Genomic DNA, 17,044 nt, shown 5'->3' with positions numbered 1-17,044 from the left:
TTGTGAGCGGGATCACCTACGCCACCGCCAGTGCTGGGACCTGCGGTGCCGGGAACGCGGTGTGCTCATCGAACAGGCGGCGGTTCTTGAAGCAGTGGTGGAGCTGGCCTAGCATCCGGTTGAACAGATTGCGCTGGCCAGCAGCGTGCCAGTCTCCGTGGTCGTCACGTCGCCGCCGGTAGTGGGCTTTGGCACCGGGCGAGGCGGTGATCGCTGAGAACGCCCAGAGGTAGCCGGCGTGGTTGAGCCGGTTGTTCTTCACCCATCGTCTGGTGATGCTGGACTTCTTGCCGGGGAGTCCGGGTGCTGCGGGAACGCCTCGTCGACGGCCTGGGCGAGGTCGGCGGCTGCGGTGCAGGCGGCCGTGAGCTGTCCAAGTAGGGCGAGCGTCTGCTTGCCGAGCGCATCCTCGACAAGCTCGGGCTGACGGGCCCAGTCGGTGCGGAATGCCCCGCGCAGCCGCTCGACGTCCGCCTCGATGCCGCGCTTGCGGCCCGCACGCTTGAGAGCCGCCGCGCGACACGTGATCTGAGTGCGAGTCAAGCTCGCAGCCTTGGCCGGTGTCGGCGCGAGCTTCATCAGCTCGCGGGCCTCCGGTCGGCACAAGCCGTTGTCCCACTTGGCGAAGGCCTCCAGAGCGGCGGGGTAGTACTCGCGCAGCAGCGAGCGAAGCTGGTTGGCGACCTGCTGCCGGTTCCAGACCGCGTCCTGCTGAGCGCGGGCCAGTACGGCGATGGCGCGGGCCAGGTCGCTGTCGTTCGGCAGCGGCCGGTGGGCATGCATATCCGTGCGCAGGATGTTCGCCAGGACCAGGGCGTCGCCGGGGTCGGACTTTTTGCGGGAGACCGCGTGCTGGTCGCGGTAGCGGGCGGCAGCCATCGGGTTGATCGCGAACACCTTCCGCTTGCCTGCCCGCAGCACCGCGACCAGCAGACCGCGGGAGGTCTCGATCGCGACCGGGATCGGGGTCTCCTCCGTGTCGCCGTACTCAGCGAGCAGGTCCATCAGGCTCCTGTAGCCGGCCGCGTCGTCGGTGATGTGTCGCTTCGCAAGTAGCTGGCCGGTGTCGTCGACCAAGGCAACGTCGTGTGTCCTCTCGGCCCAGTCGATGCCGCAGTAGATCAACTCTTTCCTCCCCAGAGGTGCGGTGTTTGCGCTGGTTGCGAGCGCATGCGGGCCACGCAGCGACCTAATTCCAGGACTCGACCATCCGGTCGGTCCGCCACCTCACTAGCCGTTCGTGGCACCAGCGCACCCCACGGGCCCCGGTCTCCTCGGGAGCTCTGACGGCTCTGGAGTATCAGGAGGTCACCGTGCGAAGGGCTCGCACCACCAACACCAACGAGTGATCAAGCGGCCAGTGTTGACGGTGGCGACCTCGAAGACACCGAGCGCCGCCGCTCTGGATAAAGGGATCGAGTGCCCAGACGGCTCCAGGCGTACGTTCGGTGCCCGCGAGGCTGCCACCACCTGCACTGTGGAAGGCCGGGATGAGCGAAGGGCATCGGCCCCCGGCGCTCGAACGGACTGGTGGCTACCCCCGGCTCCCACGGCCCGTTACCAAGGAATTAGGAATTAGGACGGCTCCGAGGCCGTGATCGCACTGGGCACGACAGAGATCATTTACCGTCGGCGCCAGCTGGCGGCAGTCTCAGCCGAGGAAGTCCTTCCAGAACGGCACGGCCGCCTGCGGAGCCCAAGGCGCATCCTCGTCTACCTCGCCGAACTCGTGGTCGATGTAATCGGCCAGATCGTGGCCGTAACAGATGATGTCGGTTCCCCACACCGACAAGACCGGATGTCCTGGGGTGTCGCGACCCGCGGGTACGAAGCGGTGCGCGTATACGGGAACGAGGTGCGGCGCTTGCGCAAGTACCGCTCGGGCTACCTCCACGGCCTCTTCAGTGGTGGCGGGACGCACCCCCAGGGCCGGATGCCAGCTGCCGTGAGCGACGTCGCCCAACACTTCTCGTGCCGGCCACTCCAGCCGATGGCGCAGGTCGTCTACATCCGCGTGACGCCAGTCGGGCCAGGGCTGCTGCCACGTCGCACCTTCCTCGGGAGGTGAGGCAACCGGCAACCCTGCCGCCAGGAAGGCACGATGCTCTGGGGAGAACTCGAACCCATAGGTCGCCTCGATCCGGCTGAACTCTTCATCCGTGAGCCCTGGGGCTATCTCACAGCAGTCCGCCTCAGCCAACCGCCTCGCGGCCTCCGCACCCAACCGAGCGCCATCAGTGTCGATCACTCCGGCACCGTACACACACTGCTCGCACGGCATCGCCACTTTTCGAACCCCGACAGGGGACTCCAGGTCATAGCGGGACAACCCTTAGGCAGGTGTTGACTGCGAGGGTCGAAACCCCGCGCTGGCGCGGAACTCGCGATGCCGAGGTGACTGTAGCCCAGCTCGGGCGGTACTCCTCGCTGGTGAAGGCTTACCGGCTCAGGTCCTGATTGCTCCATGAAGTGTGGGATTTTCATGGAGAGTTGAATCATGAGTGTTCTTGAAGACGGCCGGCTCGCTGGGATTGATCAGGCGCCGTGGGGGAAGTTCGATGTGCTGACCGGCGCCGTGTATCCGTTGTTGTTTCACCAGATCGATGCCGGTGCTGCGGCGGAGGCTCTGTGGGACCGGTTCCTGTCGCCGAGCCAGCGTGCTCAGATCGCCGACGGTCTCGGTGAGAGCGAGTCGAGGGCACGTCAGGTGGTGGCGTTCCTTGCGGCGCAGCACGATGTGGGCAAGTTGATTCCCTGCTTCCAGTGTGACGTGCCTGCTGCGATGCGCCGGCTGGGGGAGGACCTGCTCGGCGATATGGGGCGGGTGGTGGAGGTTTCGCATGCGCGGGCGTCGATGCATGTCGGGCTGGGGTTGCTGGAGGAGTTGGGTTTCGCCCGGGAGGGGAACGACTCTCCTGCGGTACGCGGGGCGCAGGTTCTCGGCGGGCACCATGGACGGTTCCTGCAGATCGATGTTGACCAGGGCGCGTCGGCTGGGCGAATGGAGGCGTCGTTGGGCGGGCCGCTGTGGCGGGATCTGCGGCGGCGCTACACCCGCCTGATGTGGCACATCTTTGAGGTTGAGGAAGCCTCGAAGGAGTTCTCGGCAGAGGCTGCCGTCCTGATTGCCGGGCTCGTCATGATGGCTGACCGGCTGGTGAGCCGGCGCCGGTTCTGGATACCCCTGGCCAACACCGTGTCGTTCGGGGCCTTCGAGCATGCCGCCCGTGTCAGGGAGCTGACGTGGGAAGCGGTCGAGCGGGCGGGTCTTGACCGGATCACCCTGCCCCGGGCCGCTTTCGCGACGGTGCACGAGGGTGTTGCGGGCCCGAACACGCTGCAGGCTTCCGTGCTGGAGCAGCTGCCCGGGTGGGTGCGGCAGCGGGGGAGCGGTATCGCGGTGGTCACCGACGCCACGGGAAGCGGCAAGAGCGTGAACGGCCTGGAGATGGCCCGGATCTTCAACGCAGAGTGCGGCACGAACGGTGTGCTCTGGCTGCTGCCGACCACCGCGACCGCTGACGCCGCCTTCGAGCGCCTCGACCGCTACGTGCGGGCCCACGGGCCCGAGCGGGTACCGACCGCTGTCGTGCACAGCGGCCAGTGGCTGAGCGATGCCTACCCCGACCCCGCGCTGGCCGACGATGGCGGATCGGTCATTGACGGCCCCGACGGCCCCGACGGCCCCGACGGCCCGGAAGACCCGCAAGGCCCAGGGAGCGGCCCAGCCACCCAGGCGGACGGCGATCCCACCGGAGGTGGTGTCCCTGCGAAGGGGCCGGTGCCGGATTCGTGGCAGCGGGGATGGGACCGCGCGCTGCTCGCGCAGTTCACGGTCGCCACGGTCGACCAGGCCCAGATGGCGGTGCTGCCCGTCCGGTTCAACGCGCTGCGCATGTTGGGGATCTGTGGCAAGACCGTCGTCGTCGACGAAGCACACGCGCTGGAGCCGTTCAGTCAGCTGCAGTTGCGCCGTCTGCTGAACTGGCTCGGGGCGTTACGCTGCCCGGTGGTGCTGCTGTCCGCGACGCTGCCGGCCTCGACCAGCAGAGACCTGATCCGCGCCTACCTGACCGGCGCCGGCCACACACCCCGCACACTTCGCGGCAAGTCCTGGGATCCGGGATATCCGGGATGGGTGTTCGTCGACGCGGACAGTGCCACCGCCCACCACATGGACAAGGATGCCCGTGACGAGCACGCGGCCGCGCACCGCCGCCGCGTCAGGATCAGCACCGTGCCGGTCACCTACCGGCGCCTCGGCCAGCCGGGCCGCCCCATCGAGGAAGGGGAGAGACTCGCTGCCGTCGAGGCCGCGCTCGCACCCGTCCTCGAGAGCGGTTCGGGCTGTGTGGCGGTGGTGTGCGCGACCGTCGCCGACACGCAGGACACCTACACCTTCCTCCGCCACCGGTGGCAGGGGCCTGCCGACGACCTCGTCCTGCTCCATGCCCGGCATGAGGACCACCGGCGCGAGCGCACGATCCGACGGCTGCGGCACCGGCTCGGCAAGCACGGACCCAGGCCGCGGCGTCTGGTCGTGGTGACCACCAGCCTCCTCGACGTGAGCCTCGACATCGACGTCGACCTCATGGTCAGCGACCTCGCCTCGATCGGCCGCCTCATGCAGCGCGCGGGACGTCTGGGCCGCTTCACCCACCTGTGGGCCGGCCGGGAAGGATGGCGCCCGCCTTGGTGGGACGAGGCCGCCGGCCCGACGCTCACCGTGCTGCACCCGGTGAATGTCCGCGGCGCCACCGCACTGCCGCCCGGATGGGGCAGCGTCGAGCCGGCCGTCACCCAGCACGCCACTGCCCACCTGCTGACCACCCGGGCCCTCACGACACTCACCCTTCCCGACGACGTCCAGGACCTCGTCGAACAGGTCCACGGCGCAGACTCGGCCTTCGCCGCCGAGACCGACACCCTGCAGCGCCTCCTCTCCGGCCACCACGCGCGAACCGACCGGCAGCTCCACACCGGCGCAGTCCACCTCATCCCGCCCCCCGCACGGGTGTCGTCCCTGGCAGACCTCCACCGCCAGCACCTGACCACCGCCAAGGCCGCAACCCGCCTGGGAACCATGCCGCGCCGCCTCGTCCCCTGCTACCGAACACCCCAGGGCACCTGGACCCTCGACCCCGACGGCCGGCACCCGCTCCCCGACAAACCCAGCCTCACCCCCGGCGACGTCCGCAGCATCCTCGCCCACTCGCTGCCCGTTCCCGCCGCATGGGTCACCCGCCCACACCCCCGCACCGCGCCCCCCGCCAGCTGGCAGCGCCACGCCCTGCTCGCCGACACGATCCTGCTCCCCACTGATCCGGATCACCCGAACGAGCTACACAGAACTGGCCACTACGAGCTGCGCATGGACGCCGAACTCGGCCTCGTTCATCGCCGTGACCAGCACTGACCCGTCACACCCCCCGTCGGCGTCGATCACATACGGACAGCAGTTGATCACCGGACTATCTCAGGATTTGTTCGCACGAATGTCCCGGTGATTCGATTACTGCAACGCACCCGCCACCGCAAACACCCGGCAGTAACTCGCCTATCCCACAAGGAAGTTGACGAGACCACCTGCCTGGTGACGCGAACCCGCCAGCCGCCTTCCCCGGTTCTCCCACCGGCCATGACGGCATGGCCCGCCATCGGTGCGACCACACCTCAGCACACCCCCGGCCCCAGCCGGCGCGCCATGCCCTCACGGGCACCGGGGGAGAGGCGCCCCCTTCGTTGCTGTATCCCGTCATCGATCCCGCACACCCTGACGAAACACCGATGCCTTCCATACCCTCACCCACCCGTTCCCTCAGCGCCGCCGACCACCCCTGGATCGACGTCCGCACCGGCCACCGCTACGACACGACCGGCCTGAGAGACCTCTTCCTGACCGCCCACACCATCGACGACCTGGCCGTCCCGTACCCGCCAGCGGCATCCGCCCTCCTGCGGATCGCCGTCGCCATCACCGCCCGCATCACCGGCCTGGATAACCCCGACCTCACCGCCACGCAGTGGACCCGCCTACGCCGCGAAGCACTCGCACGCGGCGCCTTCGACCCCAAAGCGGTCCACGCCTACTTCGACCGACACCACTTCGACGTGTTCCACCCCACCCGGCCCTGGCTGCAAGACCCCCGACTGCCCGACCAGTGCACCCGCACCGAAGGCATCAACCGCTTCACCCCCGGACGCCCCGGCGGCAACAACCTCGCCTGGTTCAGCCCCCACCACCACGAGCTCGCCACCCCCCTGCCCACCGGCCAGGCCCTGCAATACCTCCTCATCCACCACTTCTACGGCCCATCCGGGACCGGAACACCCCGCACCGTCAACAGCACAACCAGCAGGACGCTGTCGAGCGGACCGCTGCGCGCCACCGTCTCCTTCCACCCCCTCGGGCGCACCCTCCACGAGACCCTCCTCGCCGGCCTGCCCAAATTCCTCGGCGACGAGCAGCTCCTGGCCGACACCTGCCCCTGGGAAGACGAACACGTGCCCGACGACCCAGCGGCAAACCCCCACCCAGTCACCTGGCCAGGCCGGATCCTTACCGGCCGCTCACGCCACGCCGTCCTCCTAGTGCCCGGCGACGACCAGGAGACCGTCACCGACGCCTACATCACCTGGTCCACCCAGCAGCCCAGACTCGAGGCCACCGACCCCTACCTCGTCTACCGCATCGACCCCGAAAAGCCGGTCGACAGACGCCGGACCGCCCGCCGCGCCGACGCACAGCGCGCCTGGTGGCGTGAACTCGACAGCCTGCTCCTCGCACCCGACGAACACCGCACCCAGCGGCGCCCCGAAGTCTTCGACACCCTCAACGACCTCCCAGCCGACGTGCGCAGCACCCTGCGCGTCCGCGTCCACGGCTTCGACCAGGACGGCAAGGTCAACAACCGCCAGTGGTACACGGCCCTCACCCCACCTGTGTGGGCGTGGACCCAGGAACACGACCCCGCCCGGGCACAGCGCATCGCCGAGTGCTGCCAGGCCGCAGAAGACTTCGCCCTCCGCCTGACCCAGGCCGCAGATCAGGCATGGGCCGACACCACCACACCCCGCAACGACAGTGACCCGGCCAAGCGGCGCAAGCCCAAGGCCAGCGTGTGGGCCACCAAAGCCGCCGCCCTGTACTGGCCCCTTGCCGAAACCGCCTTCTGGCAAATCCTCAACGACGACACCCCCGCCGACCGTGCCTTCGCGCCTCAGGCAGCAACCGCCCTCAGACAGGCCACCCGCACCGCGCGTGCCCGCAACCAGCAGGCCGCCCGCGCTGTCGCCATCGCCGTCCGAACACTCCGCAGCAAAGACCTCCCGCCCAAAAAGAGCAGCCACCGATGACTCCGGACGAACACCGCGCCCGCTACGACGACTTCGTCGTCCACATCCACGATCTGTGCACCAGCCCCGGCATTCGCACCACCCTGGCCAAGGGCCGAGGACGCCCGGTCGAACAGTGCGGCTTCATGGACCGTTACCTCACCCGCAGTACCGCCGGCCGCCCCGGCCGACGCGCCCACTACACGATCGCCGGCCTGATCGCCCTGGCCGGTCCCGCGGTCCACACCCCCGGCGTCCGCCTCCACCCGCCACACCCGGCCGCCTCCGCAGGCCGGCCGCAGGACATCAGCGGCCTGCCGGTGGTATCCGATGCTCCCGCCATCACCCCTGTCGCGCTGACTGCTGCCGTGGCGACCGACTGGGTCAAGCGCCCCAACCTCGGCGCCACCCTTGCCGCCGCCGTGAACACCCGCGGCCACAGCGAAGAACGCACCGGCGAGCAACTCCATGTCCTGACCCGCCTCGGCGACGACCAGGTCCACCGCCGCCTGCCCAGCTACATCACCCGACTCCTCGGCGACGGCCTCACCCCCGACTGGGCCGTGCTGCTGAACGACCTCATCCAGCGGCCCTACCAGCGCGACACGGTCGCACTGCGCTGGCGCGACTCCTTCTACCTCAGCCTCAACACCCCCGGCCGCACCTGAACCGCGGCCCCGCCCCGGGTAATCGCCCCTCACCCGCCGCCAGCGCCGTCCTCGGAGCGGCCAAGTGGCATCGCCCTGCTCAGCACCACGATCCGACCGGATCGTGCCCCCTGGCACCCAGTAAAGGACCCCCTCGTGCATACCCCCGCCCGCTTTCTCGACCTGCACATTCTGCAGCCCGTCACTCCAGCGAACCTGAACCGGGACGAGAACCAGGAACCCAAGACCATCCTCGTCGGCAACGCGATCCGCGCGATGGTGTCCAGCCAGTCGTGGAAGCGGCAGATCCGCCTCGGTGTCGAACGCGACCTGGACGAGCCTGCCGCCCGCACCCGCCTGGTACCCATCGTCGTCGCCGACCGGCTGCGCGAAGCCGGATGGCCCGACGACCTGGCCGCCTTCACCTCCGCACAGATCGTCCTGTCCGCCAAGGACAAAGGCCTCAAGCACAACGCGAACGAGCAGTACCGCACCCAGGCCATGCTCTACCTCCCCAAGGACGCAGTCGACGACCTGGTCACCCTGTGCGAAACCCACCGCCCCGACCTCGAAGAGGCGCTGGCCGACCACACCGCCTCCACCACCAAAAAGACCCCCGCCCCGGTCCTGCCGGCCAAAGCGATCGCCGCCCAGCTGACCCGCCGCACCGCGAGCATCAGCCTGCTCGGGCGCATGCTCGCCGAACTCCCGAGCGGCCACGTCGAAGCCGCCGTCCAGATGGCCCCCGCCTTCACCGTCCACCCCAGCGACCCCCAGCCGGACTTCTTCACCACAGTCGAGGACTGGCCCCAGCCCGACGAGCCCGGCAGCGCCCACCTGCAGACCGCCTACCTCACCGGCGGCCTGTTCTACCGCTACTCCACCGTCAACATCACCGAACTGGCGCGCAACCACACCGACGGCACCTGCACCCTCGCCGAGCTCATCGAGCTGTACACGTGGCACTTCATCATGAGCATGCCCCGGGCCAAGGCCACCTCCACCGCCCCACACACCATCCCCGACCTCGTCCACTACGTCGTCCGCGACAGCCGCCCCATCTCCTACGGCGCCGCATTCGAACAGCCCGTCAAAGCCGCACCCCAAGGCGGCTACACCCTGACCGCCCGCCAAACCCTGACCGACTACGCCACCACCATCGACCGGCTCGTCGGCACCCGCCGCCGCATCGCCCACGGCCACACCAGCTTCGACAAGCCCCTCGACCCCCTGGGCACCCACCATCAATCCTTCGAAGACCTCGCCACCGCCTGCGCCCAAGCGGCCCTCACCCCCACCCCCACCCGGTGACCGGGCTCATCCTGCGCCTGGCCGGCCTACAGCAGGCATGGGGCGAACGCGGCGTCTTCCACCACCGCGACACCACCGCCTTCCCCACCCGCTCCGCCCTCATCGGCATGTTCGCCGCAGCCGGCGGCCGCAGCCGCGAAGAAGCCCTCACCCCCTACCAGCAGCTCCCCGGCAGCCCGAGCCACCACGACCTGACCTTCACCATCCGCATCGACAGCCCCGGCACCCTCCACCACGACTTCCACACCGTCGGCGGCGGATACCCACCCGAACAGCGCCTGCACACCGCAGAAGGCGGCAGACGCAGCGAGGCCAAATCCACCCTCGTCTCCCACCGCACCTACCTCGCCGGCGCCGTCTTCACGCTCGCCGTCCAAGGACCCAGGCCGCTCCTCGACCACATCGCCGACGCACTCGAGCACCCCGCCTTCGGCATCTACCTCGGCCGCCGAGCCTGCCCGCCCGACACCCCGCTCGTCCTGGCCACCCACAGCACCGACCCCGCCGGCGAGCTCCGCAACAAAGTGCCCCTCACCCTGCCCGCACCGCCGGCCGACGACGCCACCCACGTGCCCGTCACGTTCGTCCACGAACGCCCCACCGACACCGCGTACGCAAGCGGTCTGCCGGACCGGGAGAGCACCAGCGAACCCGTCGACTTCACCCCCACCAACCGGCGCCACCTACCCCGCCCCCTGTGGATCACTACCGAAAACCTGCCCCCATCCCTCTACGCAGGCCCCCGGCCCATCGACGCCCTCGCTACCTACATCGCCCAAGGACGACCATGACCGCGCCGACCCTGACGCTCCTCACACTCAATCCCCACCACAAGACCGCCCGCGCCGACCTCAAAGACGCCGTCAGCCTCCACAAGACCCTCATGCGTCTCGTCCCCGACACCCTCGGCCCCACCCCCAGAGCCCAGGCCGGCTTGCTGTTCCGCCTCGAGACCCACCCCACCCCCACCCTCCTCATCCAAAGCCACCACCAGCCCGACCCCGCGCGTCTGCCCCACGGCTACGCCACACACCAGATGCGCAGCCTCACCCCCCTGCTCAACGCCCTGCGCACCGGCCTGACCGTCCGCTACCGCATCACCGCCGCCCCCGTCGCCTCCCTCACCGCCCACGCCACCCCCCACCCCGTCACCGGCAAGACCCGCGGCAAACTCACCCCCCTCACCGGCGACGACGCCATCACCTGGTGGCAGCGCCGCGCCACCGCAGCCGGACTGCACCTGCTCACCATCGACGCCACCCCCACCCCCCGCCGCTTCCCCCGCAAGAACGACACCCCCAGCCCCCACGCCGTCCTGACCCAGTTCGACGGCCTCGCCCGCATCACCGACCCCACCCAGCTAGCCACCGCCCTCACCACCGGCATCGGCCGCGCCAAGTCCTACGGCGCCGGCCTCCTTTCCCTCGCACCCGCCTAACCCAGCCCGAGGGACGACACCTCTGCCATGAATCCCAGCCCCGACATCACCGCCCTGCGGACCACCGCCGTACGCCGACTCCTCAAACTCGCCGACGAACACCAGCTCACCCGCGCCCGCATCACCGGCGTCGCCGACGCCTTCGGCGTCGACCCCCGCACCGTCGACCGGTGGCTCGCCAACGCCCGCACCAACAAAGGCACCTACACCCCCACCGCCCGCCAGCGCTTCGAGCTCACCCTCGTGATGCTCGACGCAGTCGCACGCTGGCGCGGCAACGCCACCGCCGCCTACCGAGAACTCAAAGCCGAAAACACCCCGAACCTGCCCTCACCAGCCACCTTCCACCGCGCCGTCACCCGCGCCCTCACACCCGGCATGCGCGCCGGCCTACGCCACGGCGAGAAAGCCCGTCGCGCCTACGACGTCGCCGGCAAACGCCCCCGCCACCACCGCAACTACGCATGGGAAACCGACCACGTCGAAGCCAGTGTCCGTGTCCGGATCGACGGCCACATCCGCAAACCCTGGATCACCTTCTTCGCAGACTGCGCCGCCAGCGCCATCTGCGGCTTCGCGATCACCCCCCAACGGCCCAGCCGCGAGGCAGTCCTCGTCGCCATCCGTGACGCCGTCCTCATCGACGACGACCACGGCCCCTTCGGCGGCATCCCCGACCGCGTCCGCGTCGACGGCGGCAAGGAATTCCTCTGCAAGACAGTCGGGGAAGCACTCGGAGTCCTCGGCACCGAACGCATCGAACTGCCCCCCTTCACCCCCGAAGGCAAACCCGTCGTCGAAGCCGTCAACGGCGCCATCAAGAAAACCCTGTTCGCCGGCATGCCCGGCTACACCCACGCCCCCACCCTCCTCGGCGGCAAACCCGTCGACCCCGACCAGCCACTCCTGCACTTCGAAGCGTTCGTCGCCCACGTCCGCACCTGGATCCACTGGTGGAACCACGAACACACCCTGGACAGCCTCGACGGCCGCACCCCCGCCCAAGCGTGGAACGACGACACCACCCCTATCGAGACCATCGACGCCGCAAGCCTCCACACCTACACCCTCGAACGCCACGGCAAGCCCCTGACCATCAACAACACCGGCATCCGCTGGCGAAACGCCGACTACATCGCCGACTGGATGCACGGCTTCGTCGGCGACAAAGTCACCCTGCGCTACCTCCCCCACCACGACCACCGCGTCGAGCTCTACGACCCCACCAGCGGACACCACCTCGGACCCGCCTTCATGGCCAACCAAGCAACACCCCAGCAGATCCGCGACCTCAAACGAGCCCAACGCCGCGAAGCCGACCGCCTGCGCGCCAAGCTCAAAAAAGCCGAGAAGAACCGCAACATCCGCTACGCCGCCGCCACCCAGCCCCAGCCGCCCACCCCTCTTCTCGCCATGACCGAAGACACCGCCCTGGAACACCTCAGAGACCTCGGCGGCCACGACCTGCGCGACCAGGCCCTGCCCGACCTCCTGCCCCTGCCAAAGCCCGCAGACGACTGGACCCGCCCCCTCAACACCCCCACCCACCCGGAACCCAACAACGAACAGGACCACCCGTGAACCAGCCCCACAACCCCCAACGCCGCCCCAGCCAGCTCCCCCCACCCGACCGCGACCACTACATCGGCCTCACCGGCGCCCACACCATGGGCACCCAAGCCCTCGCCGCAACCGAAGACCGCATCCGCAAAGCCATCAAGCACAAAGCCATCGTCGCCATCCACGGCCACGTCGGCCTCGGAAAAACCTTCGCCGTCCACACCGCCCTACGCCGCCGCGCCCCCCACACCACCCACCGACTCCAATTCCGCCAAGCACCCAACATGAGCGAACTCCGCGGCGCCCTCTGGCGCGCCCTGGACCTTCCCGGCGAGCCACCCCAGTCCGCTGACGAGTCCGGTATACGCATCAAGCAAGCCCTGGAGCAGAGCCCCGACGCGGTCCTCCTCCTCGACGAAGTCCAATGGCTCAGCAAGACCGCTCTCGAATACATCCGCGACCTGTGGGGCGACCACGCACGGCGTGCCGCGGTCGTCCTCGTCGGCAGCGGCAACACCCGCCAGAAGATCCTCAGCTGCCCGGCCCTGCACTCCCGCATCCTCGACTGGTACCAGTTCGCACCCCTGACCCCCACCGAAGTCCTCGCCACCATCCCCGCCTATCACCCCATCTGGACCGGCGCCGACCCCGACCTCATCCTCTACACCGACGACCACGCCGGACACGGATCGTTCAGGAACTGGGCCAAACTCACCATCCACCTCACCGACGCACTGGAGGAGAACCCCGACCTCACCCTCAGCAAAGACCTCATCCGATGGGCCTTCAGCCGCCTCGACTCCACCACCCGCCTCCCAGCACCGCGCTGAACCTCATCACGTGGGCGGGGTGACAGCGCCAGGGGCGGGCAGGCATCAGCGGACAACGCTGATTCAGACGCTGTCAGTGCCGTGCCCGACACTAGGGGAGGCGCTGTCACTGGGTTTGATGTGGGGGTAGAGGTATGGCGGACGATGCCGTGCAACTCGAGCGACGGATCCGGTTCGCACTGGATACTCTCGCCGAGAACAACAGCCACCACGAGTTCGAGTTGCTGTGCCTCGGCCTGGCACGCCGGCGGATCACCAGCAATCTGCACCCTGCGACCGGCCCTGTCAGCAGCGGCGGCGACCAGGGGCGAGACGCTGAGAGCCATTGGACGAACATTCCACGCGAGCTGCCGGGAACCTCGGTCTTCGAAGCATTGGCTTCAACGGAGCGCGTGGTGATGGCTTGCACCATCCAGAAGACCAAGGTGCCGGCGAAGATCCTTAAGGACCTCTCGTCGATCTGCGGGCAGGGCACGGCCGTCGACCGTGTCATCTACTTCACGGTGGCCCCTGTCCCCTCCGGGAAGCAACACAAGCTGATCGAGGAGGCGGCGCGGACGCACCAGGTTGAGCTGGACATCTGGGACGCTGCGGCGCTCGCTGTGCATCTTGCCGACCACGATCTCTTCTACCTTGCCGTGCAGTACCTCCATCTGCCGTCGGACCTGGCCCCTGCCCGACCGGAGGCGGCCGGCCACCTTCCCGACTGGTACATCCAGGCCCGCCAAAGGTGGCGCGAGCGTGAGGAGCCCGGTTGCACTCTGGGTGACCTGATCGACCTGAAGGCGCCGCTGCGCCACGCCACGTTCCATGCTGAAGCCCGCGCCGATCTGCCGGACTGGCTCGGCCACGCCCATGCTCTGCTCGACGCTACGCCAGGAACACATACGGCGCTTCGAGTCCGCTACGAGATTGTGGTCGCGACGCTCCGGGGCCTAGAGACGATGCTGCCGGTGGACGGCTTGGCCCGTGACATCTTCACCCGGCTGACAACGGACGACTCACTCGAGGATCCTGGCCTGCTCGAGGATGCTGTCGTACTGCTCGGCTACACCTTCGGGGCCTTGATGCGCGGCCTGACCGCCGTAACCCCGGATGAACTGCGGAACTGGCAGCGCAAGCTGGAAGAGAAGACCGACCGACTCCTGGACGAGCGCCCCGCGCCCAACGCCACGGCACATCTACTCGCCCTGCGGGCTCGGCTGGCCCTGCACCCGGAGGTTCCTACTGGCCTGAGAAAGGCTACGCAGGATCTGCCAAGTGTTGCAGAAGTCACTGCTCGGGTTCGTGAGGCGATGGCAGGTGGGCAACCGCTGCCCGTTTTTGAGACCCAGCCGGCTTTCACCGACATCGACACCGGCATGCAGACCCTGGCCCTGCTGGGGCGGCATCTGGATGACGCCCCGCTGTTCCCGGTCGAGCATGTCGCCGACATCTTCGACCTGCTTGCACCTGCGCTGGTGGACCACCCGCTGTACCGGGAGGTCCGAGACCTGCTCGACACGGCAATCGACAGGGTCGCCGGCCAGTCGGCCCGAGGTGAGCGAGCACAGGCCCGCGGCCTTGCGCTGGTCAAAAGCGATCGCCTCCTCGAAGCGCTGCGAGAGATTCACGAGGCCAAGCTCAATTGGTGGCGCGGCGAGACTCTGGAAGGGGGACTGACGATGCTGCTGCTGTGCTCACGGATCTACAGCGAGCTCGGCCTGGCCATGGCCGCCAAACAATGCGCATTGGCCGCCGCCGCGGCTGCGAGGTCCGCACCCGACCAGGAACTGACGCGTTTCGTCCCGCGAGGCATCATCCTCGCTGCCCAATACGACCATCAGGCCGGGAACTGGCTGTCCGCGACCCATCTGTTCCGCATCGGACTGATGGCACAGAATGCCTATCTCGACGAGCCGTTCAACGCCGAGCGCTACCCGTACGTCTGGGACATGATGGCCAACCAGGCCCTCACGGTGAACGCTGCGCTCGCCGTACGCCCCCGATTCGCCCCTATGCTCCGCGAAGTCATGGCATCAGTGGGATTCGCCACCGCCATCGACGAGATCGTCGCCTCGATCCCCAGCGAGCCTGCCGCGACCGAGGACATGTACGTCAACGAAGCAGACGCCCAAGGAGTAGGCAGGCCATTCAGCGACGCCGGCCCAAAGCGCCGCTACACCTGGAGTGCGCTTGGTGTCGACTGGGAGGTCACCTGTGCCAACGACCGGCCATCGGCCTTGGCCGCCGAGCGCTTCACCGCAGCAGTACAGGTACTCGTCGCCGAGATGGCCACCCGCGACCCCCTGCTCCTGCCTGGCCGGCTTGCGGTCGAGATCCAAGCCGAGACCGTAGCGACGTCCGACCGGCACGACGGCTGGCGGCAAGTATCCGACCCCAACGCCAACCGGTGGATTCTGCGACTTGCTGCGGTCGACAGCCAGGACCTGGAAGCAGCTCTAAACGACTTGACCGCTGCAGCAGTGAGTGTGCTGATCTCCCAGTCGCTACTGCCCAACGAGGCGTTCACGAAGCTCATCGAGGAGAGCTTCGCCGCCGGCCTGTGGCACAAGCTCGTAGCGGGCCGCCCCTATGACGAACTGGCCGACTTCCTCAACCCGGGGGACTACGAAGCCATGGCAGCCCTGGCCGAACCAGCCGTCGGCGCCGCCACAGCCCTCAATGGCCGCCCCAAGTCAGCCGCCCTTAAGGCCAAGACCGGACCAGGCCCCGGATACGAGCAGAGCACCGCGCTCGAGAACGTCCGCCACCGTTACACCGCCCTGGTCCCCATCATCCGCTACACGCTCCCGCGCCTGAGCGCTGACCGGGAATTCATGCGCACTGCGGTGCTGCTACGCGAGCAGGGGTGGAAGGACTGGCACCTGCTGACCGCCATCGCCAATCTCGTCGGAAACCGTCGGCTTGAGCAGCGAGGACTTCGACCTGCTATCAACGACTCGGCTGAACGTCGCATCCAATTCAAGGCCGTCATGACGGCGCACGAGCTTCCCGATGACGAACCCGTGCCGCCCCAAGCCTTCACGCTGAGCGCTCTCAGGTCCCACCTGCACGGCGCAGCCCTGGCAACAGCCGGCAACCTCGGCCTGGTCGTCCGCAGCACCAGCCTCCGACCCGAAGCACTGCTTCGTCTGCTCGGTGACCGGTACGGGTACTGGACCGACGACGCTGAGCACGCAGACATGTTCGTCTCGCGCCCGCCCTCCACCACCGGCGACGACAGCGCAGCGTCGGCTGTTCGCGAGTGTCCATCATTGTTCACGTGAACCATGGCGAGCACCTGGACCGGCAGATTCGTTTACAGAGCAGCGCAGCAGACGCGCTGTCGCTGAGAGGGGAAACGACCGTGCCGTACCGGTTCACTGTGCTGATGTTCGCTGTTGTGGTTGTTCTGGTTTTCGCCGTGCTGGCCGCAGCCGGGGCCGGCTATCTGGCCCGCCGTGACGACGCTACCTATCCGGCCGCGATCAGCCGTGCCGCAGCCGCGTTCGCGGCTACGCTGACGGTGGCCGCAGCGCTCATCGCCGCAGCGACTGCGATTACTGGCTGGTGACCACCCGCCCTGTCCTGCGCTGAGCAGGGGAGCGGGGCTCGGTGCCAAACGGAGGCCCGCGCCGTATTGTGCGGGCCTCCGGGGCGGGAACGAGGACGGCTACGCCCAGCACATCCCGATCTCGGGCAGTCCGCCGCCCCGTGGCGCCAGACGCCGTCCGCGATCACCCTCGAGCCGCCCCGCGGCCGCTGCCAGTGGCATCTGAAACTCCACAAGCCTCGTCACCCACCAACGCTGGTCCAGCGAACGGCAGCCCGCAGGCGGCCCCGTCGTCGCTGTCGACTCTTATCTCGTCCTGCGTCCTTCGGACAGGTGCTGCGACAAAGCCCGACTCGGTGTCGTGAGGATGCGGCGGGCCGGCTGCTGG

11 protein-coding genes and 1 pseudogene are annotated in these 17,044 nt (G+C 68.5%); 10 read left to right on the top strand and 2 right to left on the bottom strand.

All coding sequences use genetic code 11. The annotated features are described in order from the left end of the window. Window positions 1-16 precede the first annotated feature (16 nt). Both IE237_RS05775 and IE237_RS05770 read right to left on the bottom strand, forming a co-directional pair. Window positions 17-1,125 (bottom strand): annotated as a pseudogene (locus tag IE237_RS05775) (IS110 family transposase). Between the two features lie 526 nt (window positions 1,126-1,651). Further along, complete coding sequence (locus IE237_RS05770) at window positions 1,652-2,248, bottom strand: hypothetical protein (protein ID WP_189800727.1); 597 nt, start codon at window positions 2,246-2,248, stop codon at window positions 1,652-1,654. 249 nt (window positions 2,249-2,497) lie between these two features. Between IE237_RS05770 and IE237_RS05765 the strand changes: the two genes are divergently transcribed. From IE237_RS05765 to IE237_RS41485, 10 genes are all read left to right on the top strand, one after another. Next, window positions 2,498-5,416 (top strand): CRISPR-associated endonuclease Cas3'', encoded by a 2,919-nt coding sequence (locus IE237_RS05765; protein ID WP_189800726.1) that lies wholly within the window; start codon window positions 2,498-2,500, stop codon window positions 5,414-5,416. Between the two features lie 371 nt (window positions 5,417-5,787). Next, complete coding sequence (casA, locus tag IE237_RS05760) at window positions 5,788-7,356, top strand: type I-E CRISPR-associated protein Cse1/CasA (RefSeq protein ID WP_189800725.1); 1,569 nt, start codon at window positions 5,788-5,790, stop codon at window positions 7,354-7,356. Then, a complete protein-coding gene (casB, locus tag IE237_RS05755; protein WP_189800724.1) occupies window positions 7,353-8,003 on the top strand; it encodes a type I-E CRISPR-associated protein Cse2/CasB in 651 nt (216 codons plus the stop codon). The genes casA and casB overlap by 4 nt, the downstream gene beginning before the upstream one ends. Window positions 8,004-8,138: 135 nt before the next feature. Beyond that, window positions 8,139-9,293: a type I-E CRISPR-associated protein Cas7/Cse4/CasC gene (cas7e, locus tag IE237_RS05750; protein ID WP_189800723.1), complete on the top strand. Its 1,155-nt coding sequence runs from the start codon at window positions 8,139-8,141 to the stop codon at window positions 9,291-9,293. Further along, window positions 9,290-10,084, top strand: coding sequence for a type I-E CRISPR-associated protein Cas5/CasD (gene cas5e / locus IE237_RS05745; protein ID WP_189800722.1), 795 nt, complete (start codon window positions 9,290-9,292; stop codon window positions 10,082-10,084). Before cas7e ends, cas5e begins: the two co-directional genes overlap by 4 nt. Further along, window positions 10,081-10,731, top strand: a complete 651-nt coding sequence (cas6e, locus tag IE237_RS05740) for a type I-E CRISPR-associated protein Cas6/Cse3/CasE (protein WP_189800721.1) — start codon at window positions 10,081-10,083, stop codon at window positions 10,729-10,731. Before cas5e ends, cas6e begins: the two co-directional genes overlap by 4 nt. A 27-nt stretch (window positions 10,732-10,758) precedes the next feature. Then, a complete protein-coding gene (locus tag IE237_RS05735; RefSeq protein ID WP_189800720.1) occupies window positions 10,759-12,312 on the top strand; it encodes a TnsB C-terminal domain-containing protein in 1,554 nt (517 codons plus the stop codon). Further along, window positions 12,309-13,121, top strand: coding sequence for an AAA family ATPase (locus tag IE237_RS05730; protein ID WP_189800719.1), 813 nt, complete (start codon window positions 12,309-12,311; stop codon window positions 13,119-13,121). The genes IE237_RS05735 and IE237_RS05730 overlap by 4 nt, the downstream gene beginning before the upstream one ends. A gap of 134 nt (window positions 13,122-13,255) precedes the next feature. Then, window positions 13,256-16,390 carry a hypothetical protein gene (locus tag IE237_RS05725; protein ID WP_189800718.1) on the top strand — a complete coding sequence of 1,045 codons (3,135 nt, stop codon included), beginning with the start codon at window positions 13,256-13,258 and terminating at the stop codon, window positions 16,388-16,390. Next, window positions 16,387-16,677 carry a hypothetical protein gene (locus tag IE237_RS41485; protein ID WP_308433040.1) on the top strand — a complete coding sequence of 97 codons (291 nt, stop codon included), beginning with the start codon at window positions 16,387-16,389 and terminating at the stop codon, window positions 16,675-16,677. Before IE237_RS05725 ends, IE237_RS41485 begins: the two co-directional genes overlap by 4 nt. Window positions 16,678-17,044 lie beyond the last annotated feature (367 nt).

This window comes from Streptomyces tanashiensis (genome assembly GCF_014648895.1).
GTDB classification, from domain to species: domain Bacteria; phylum Actinomycetota; class Actinomycetes; order Streptomycetales; family Streptomycetaceae; genus Streptomyces; species Streptomyces tanashiensis.
Note: the sequence above shows the minus strand (reverse complement) of the source record. Positions and strands in the feature narration are given on the sequence as shown.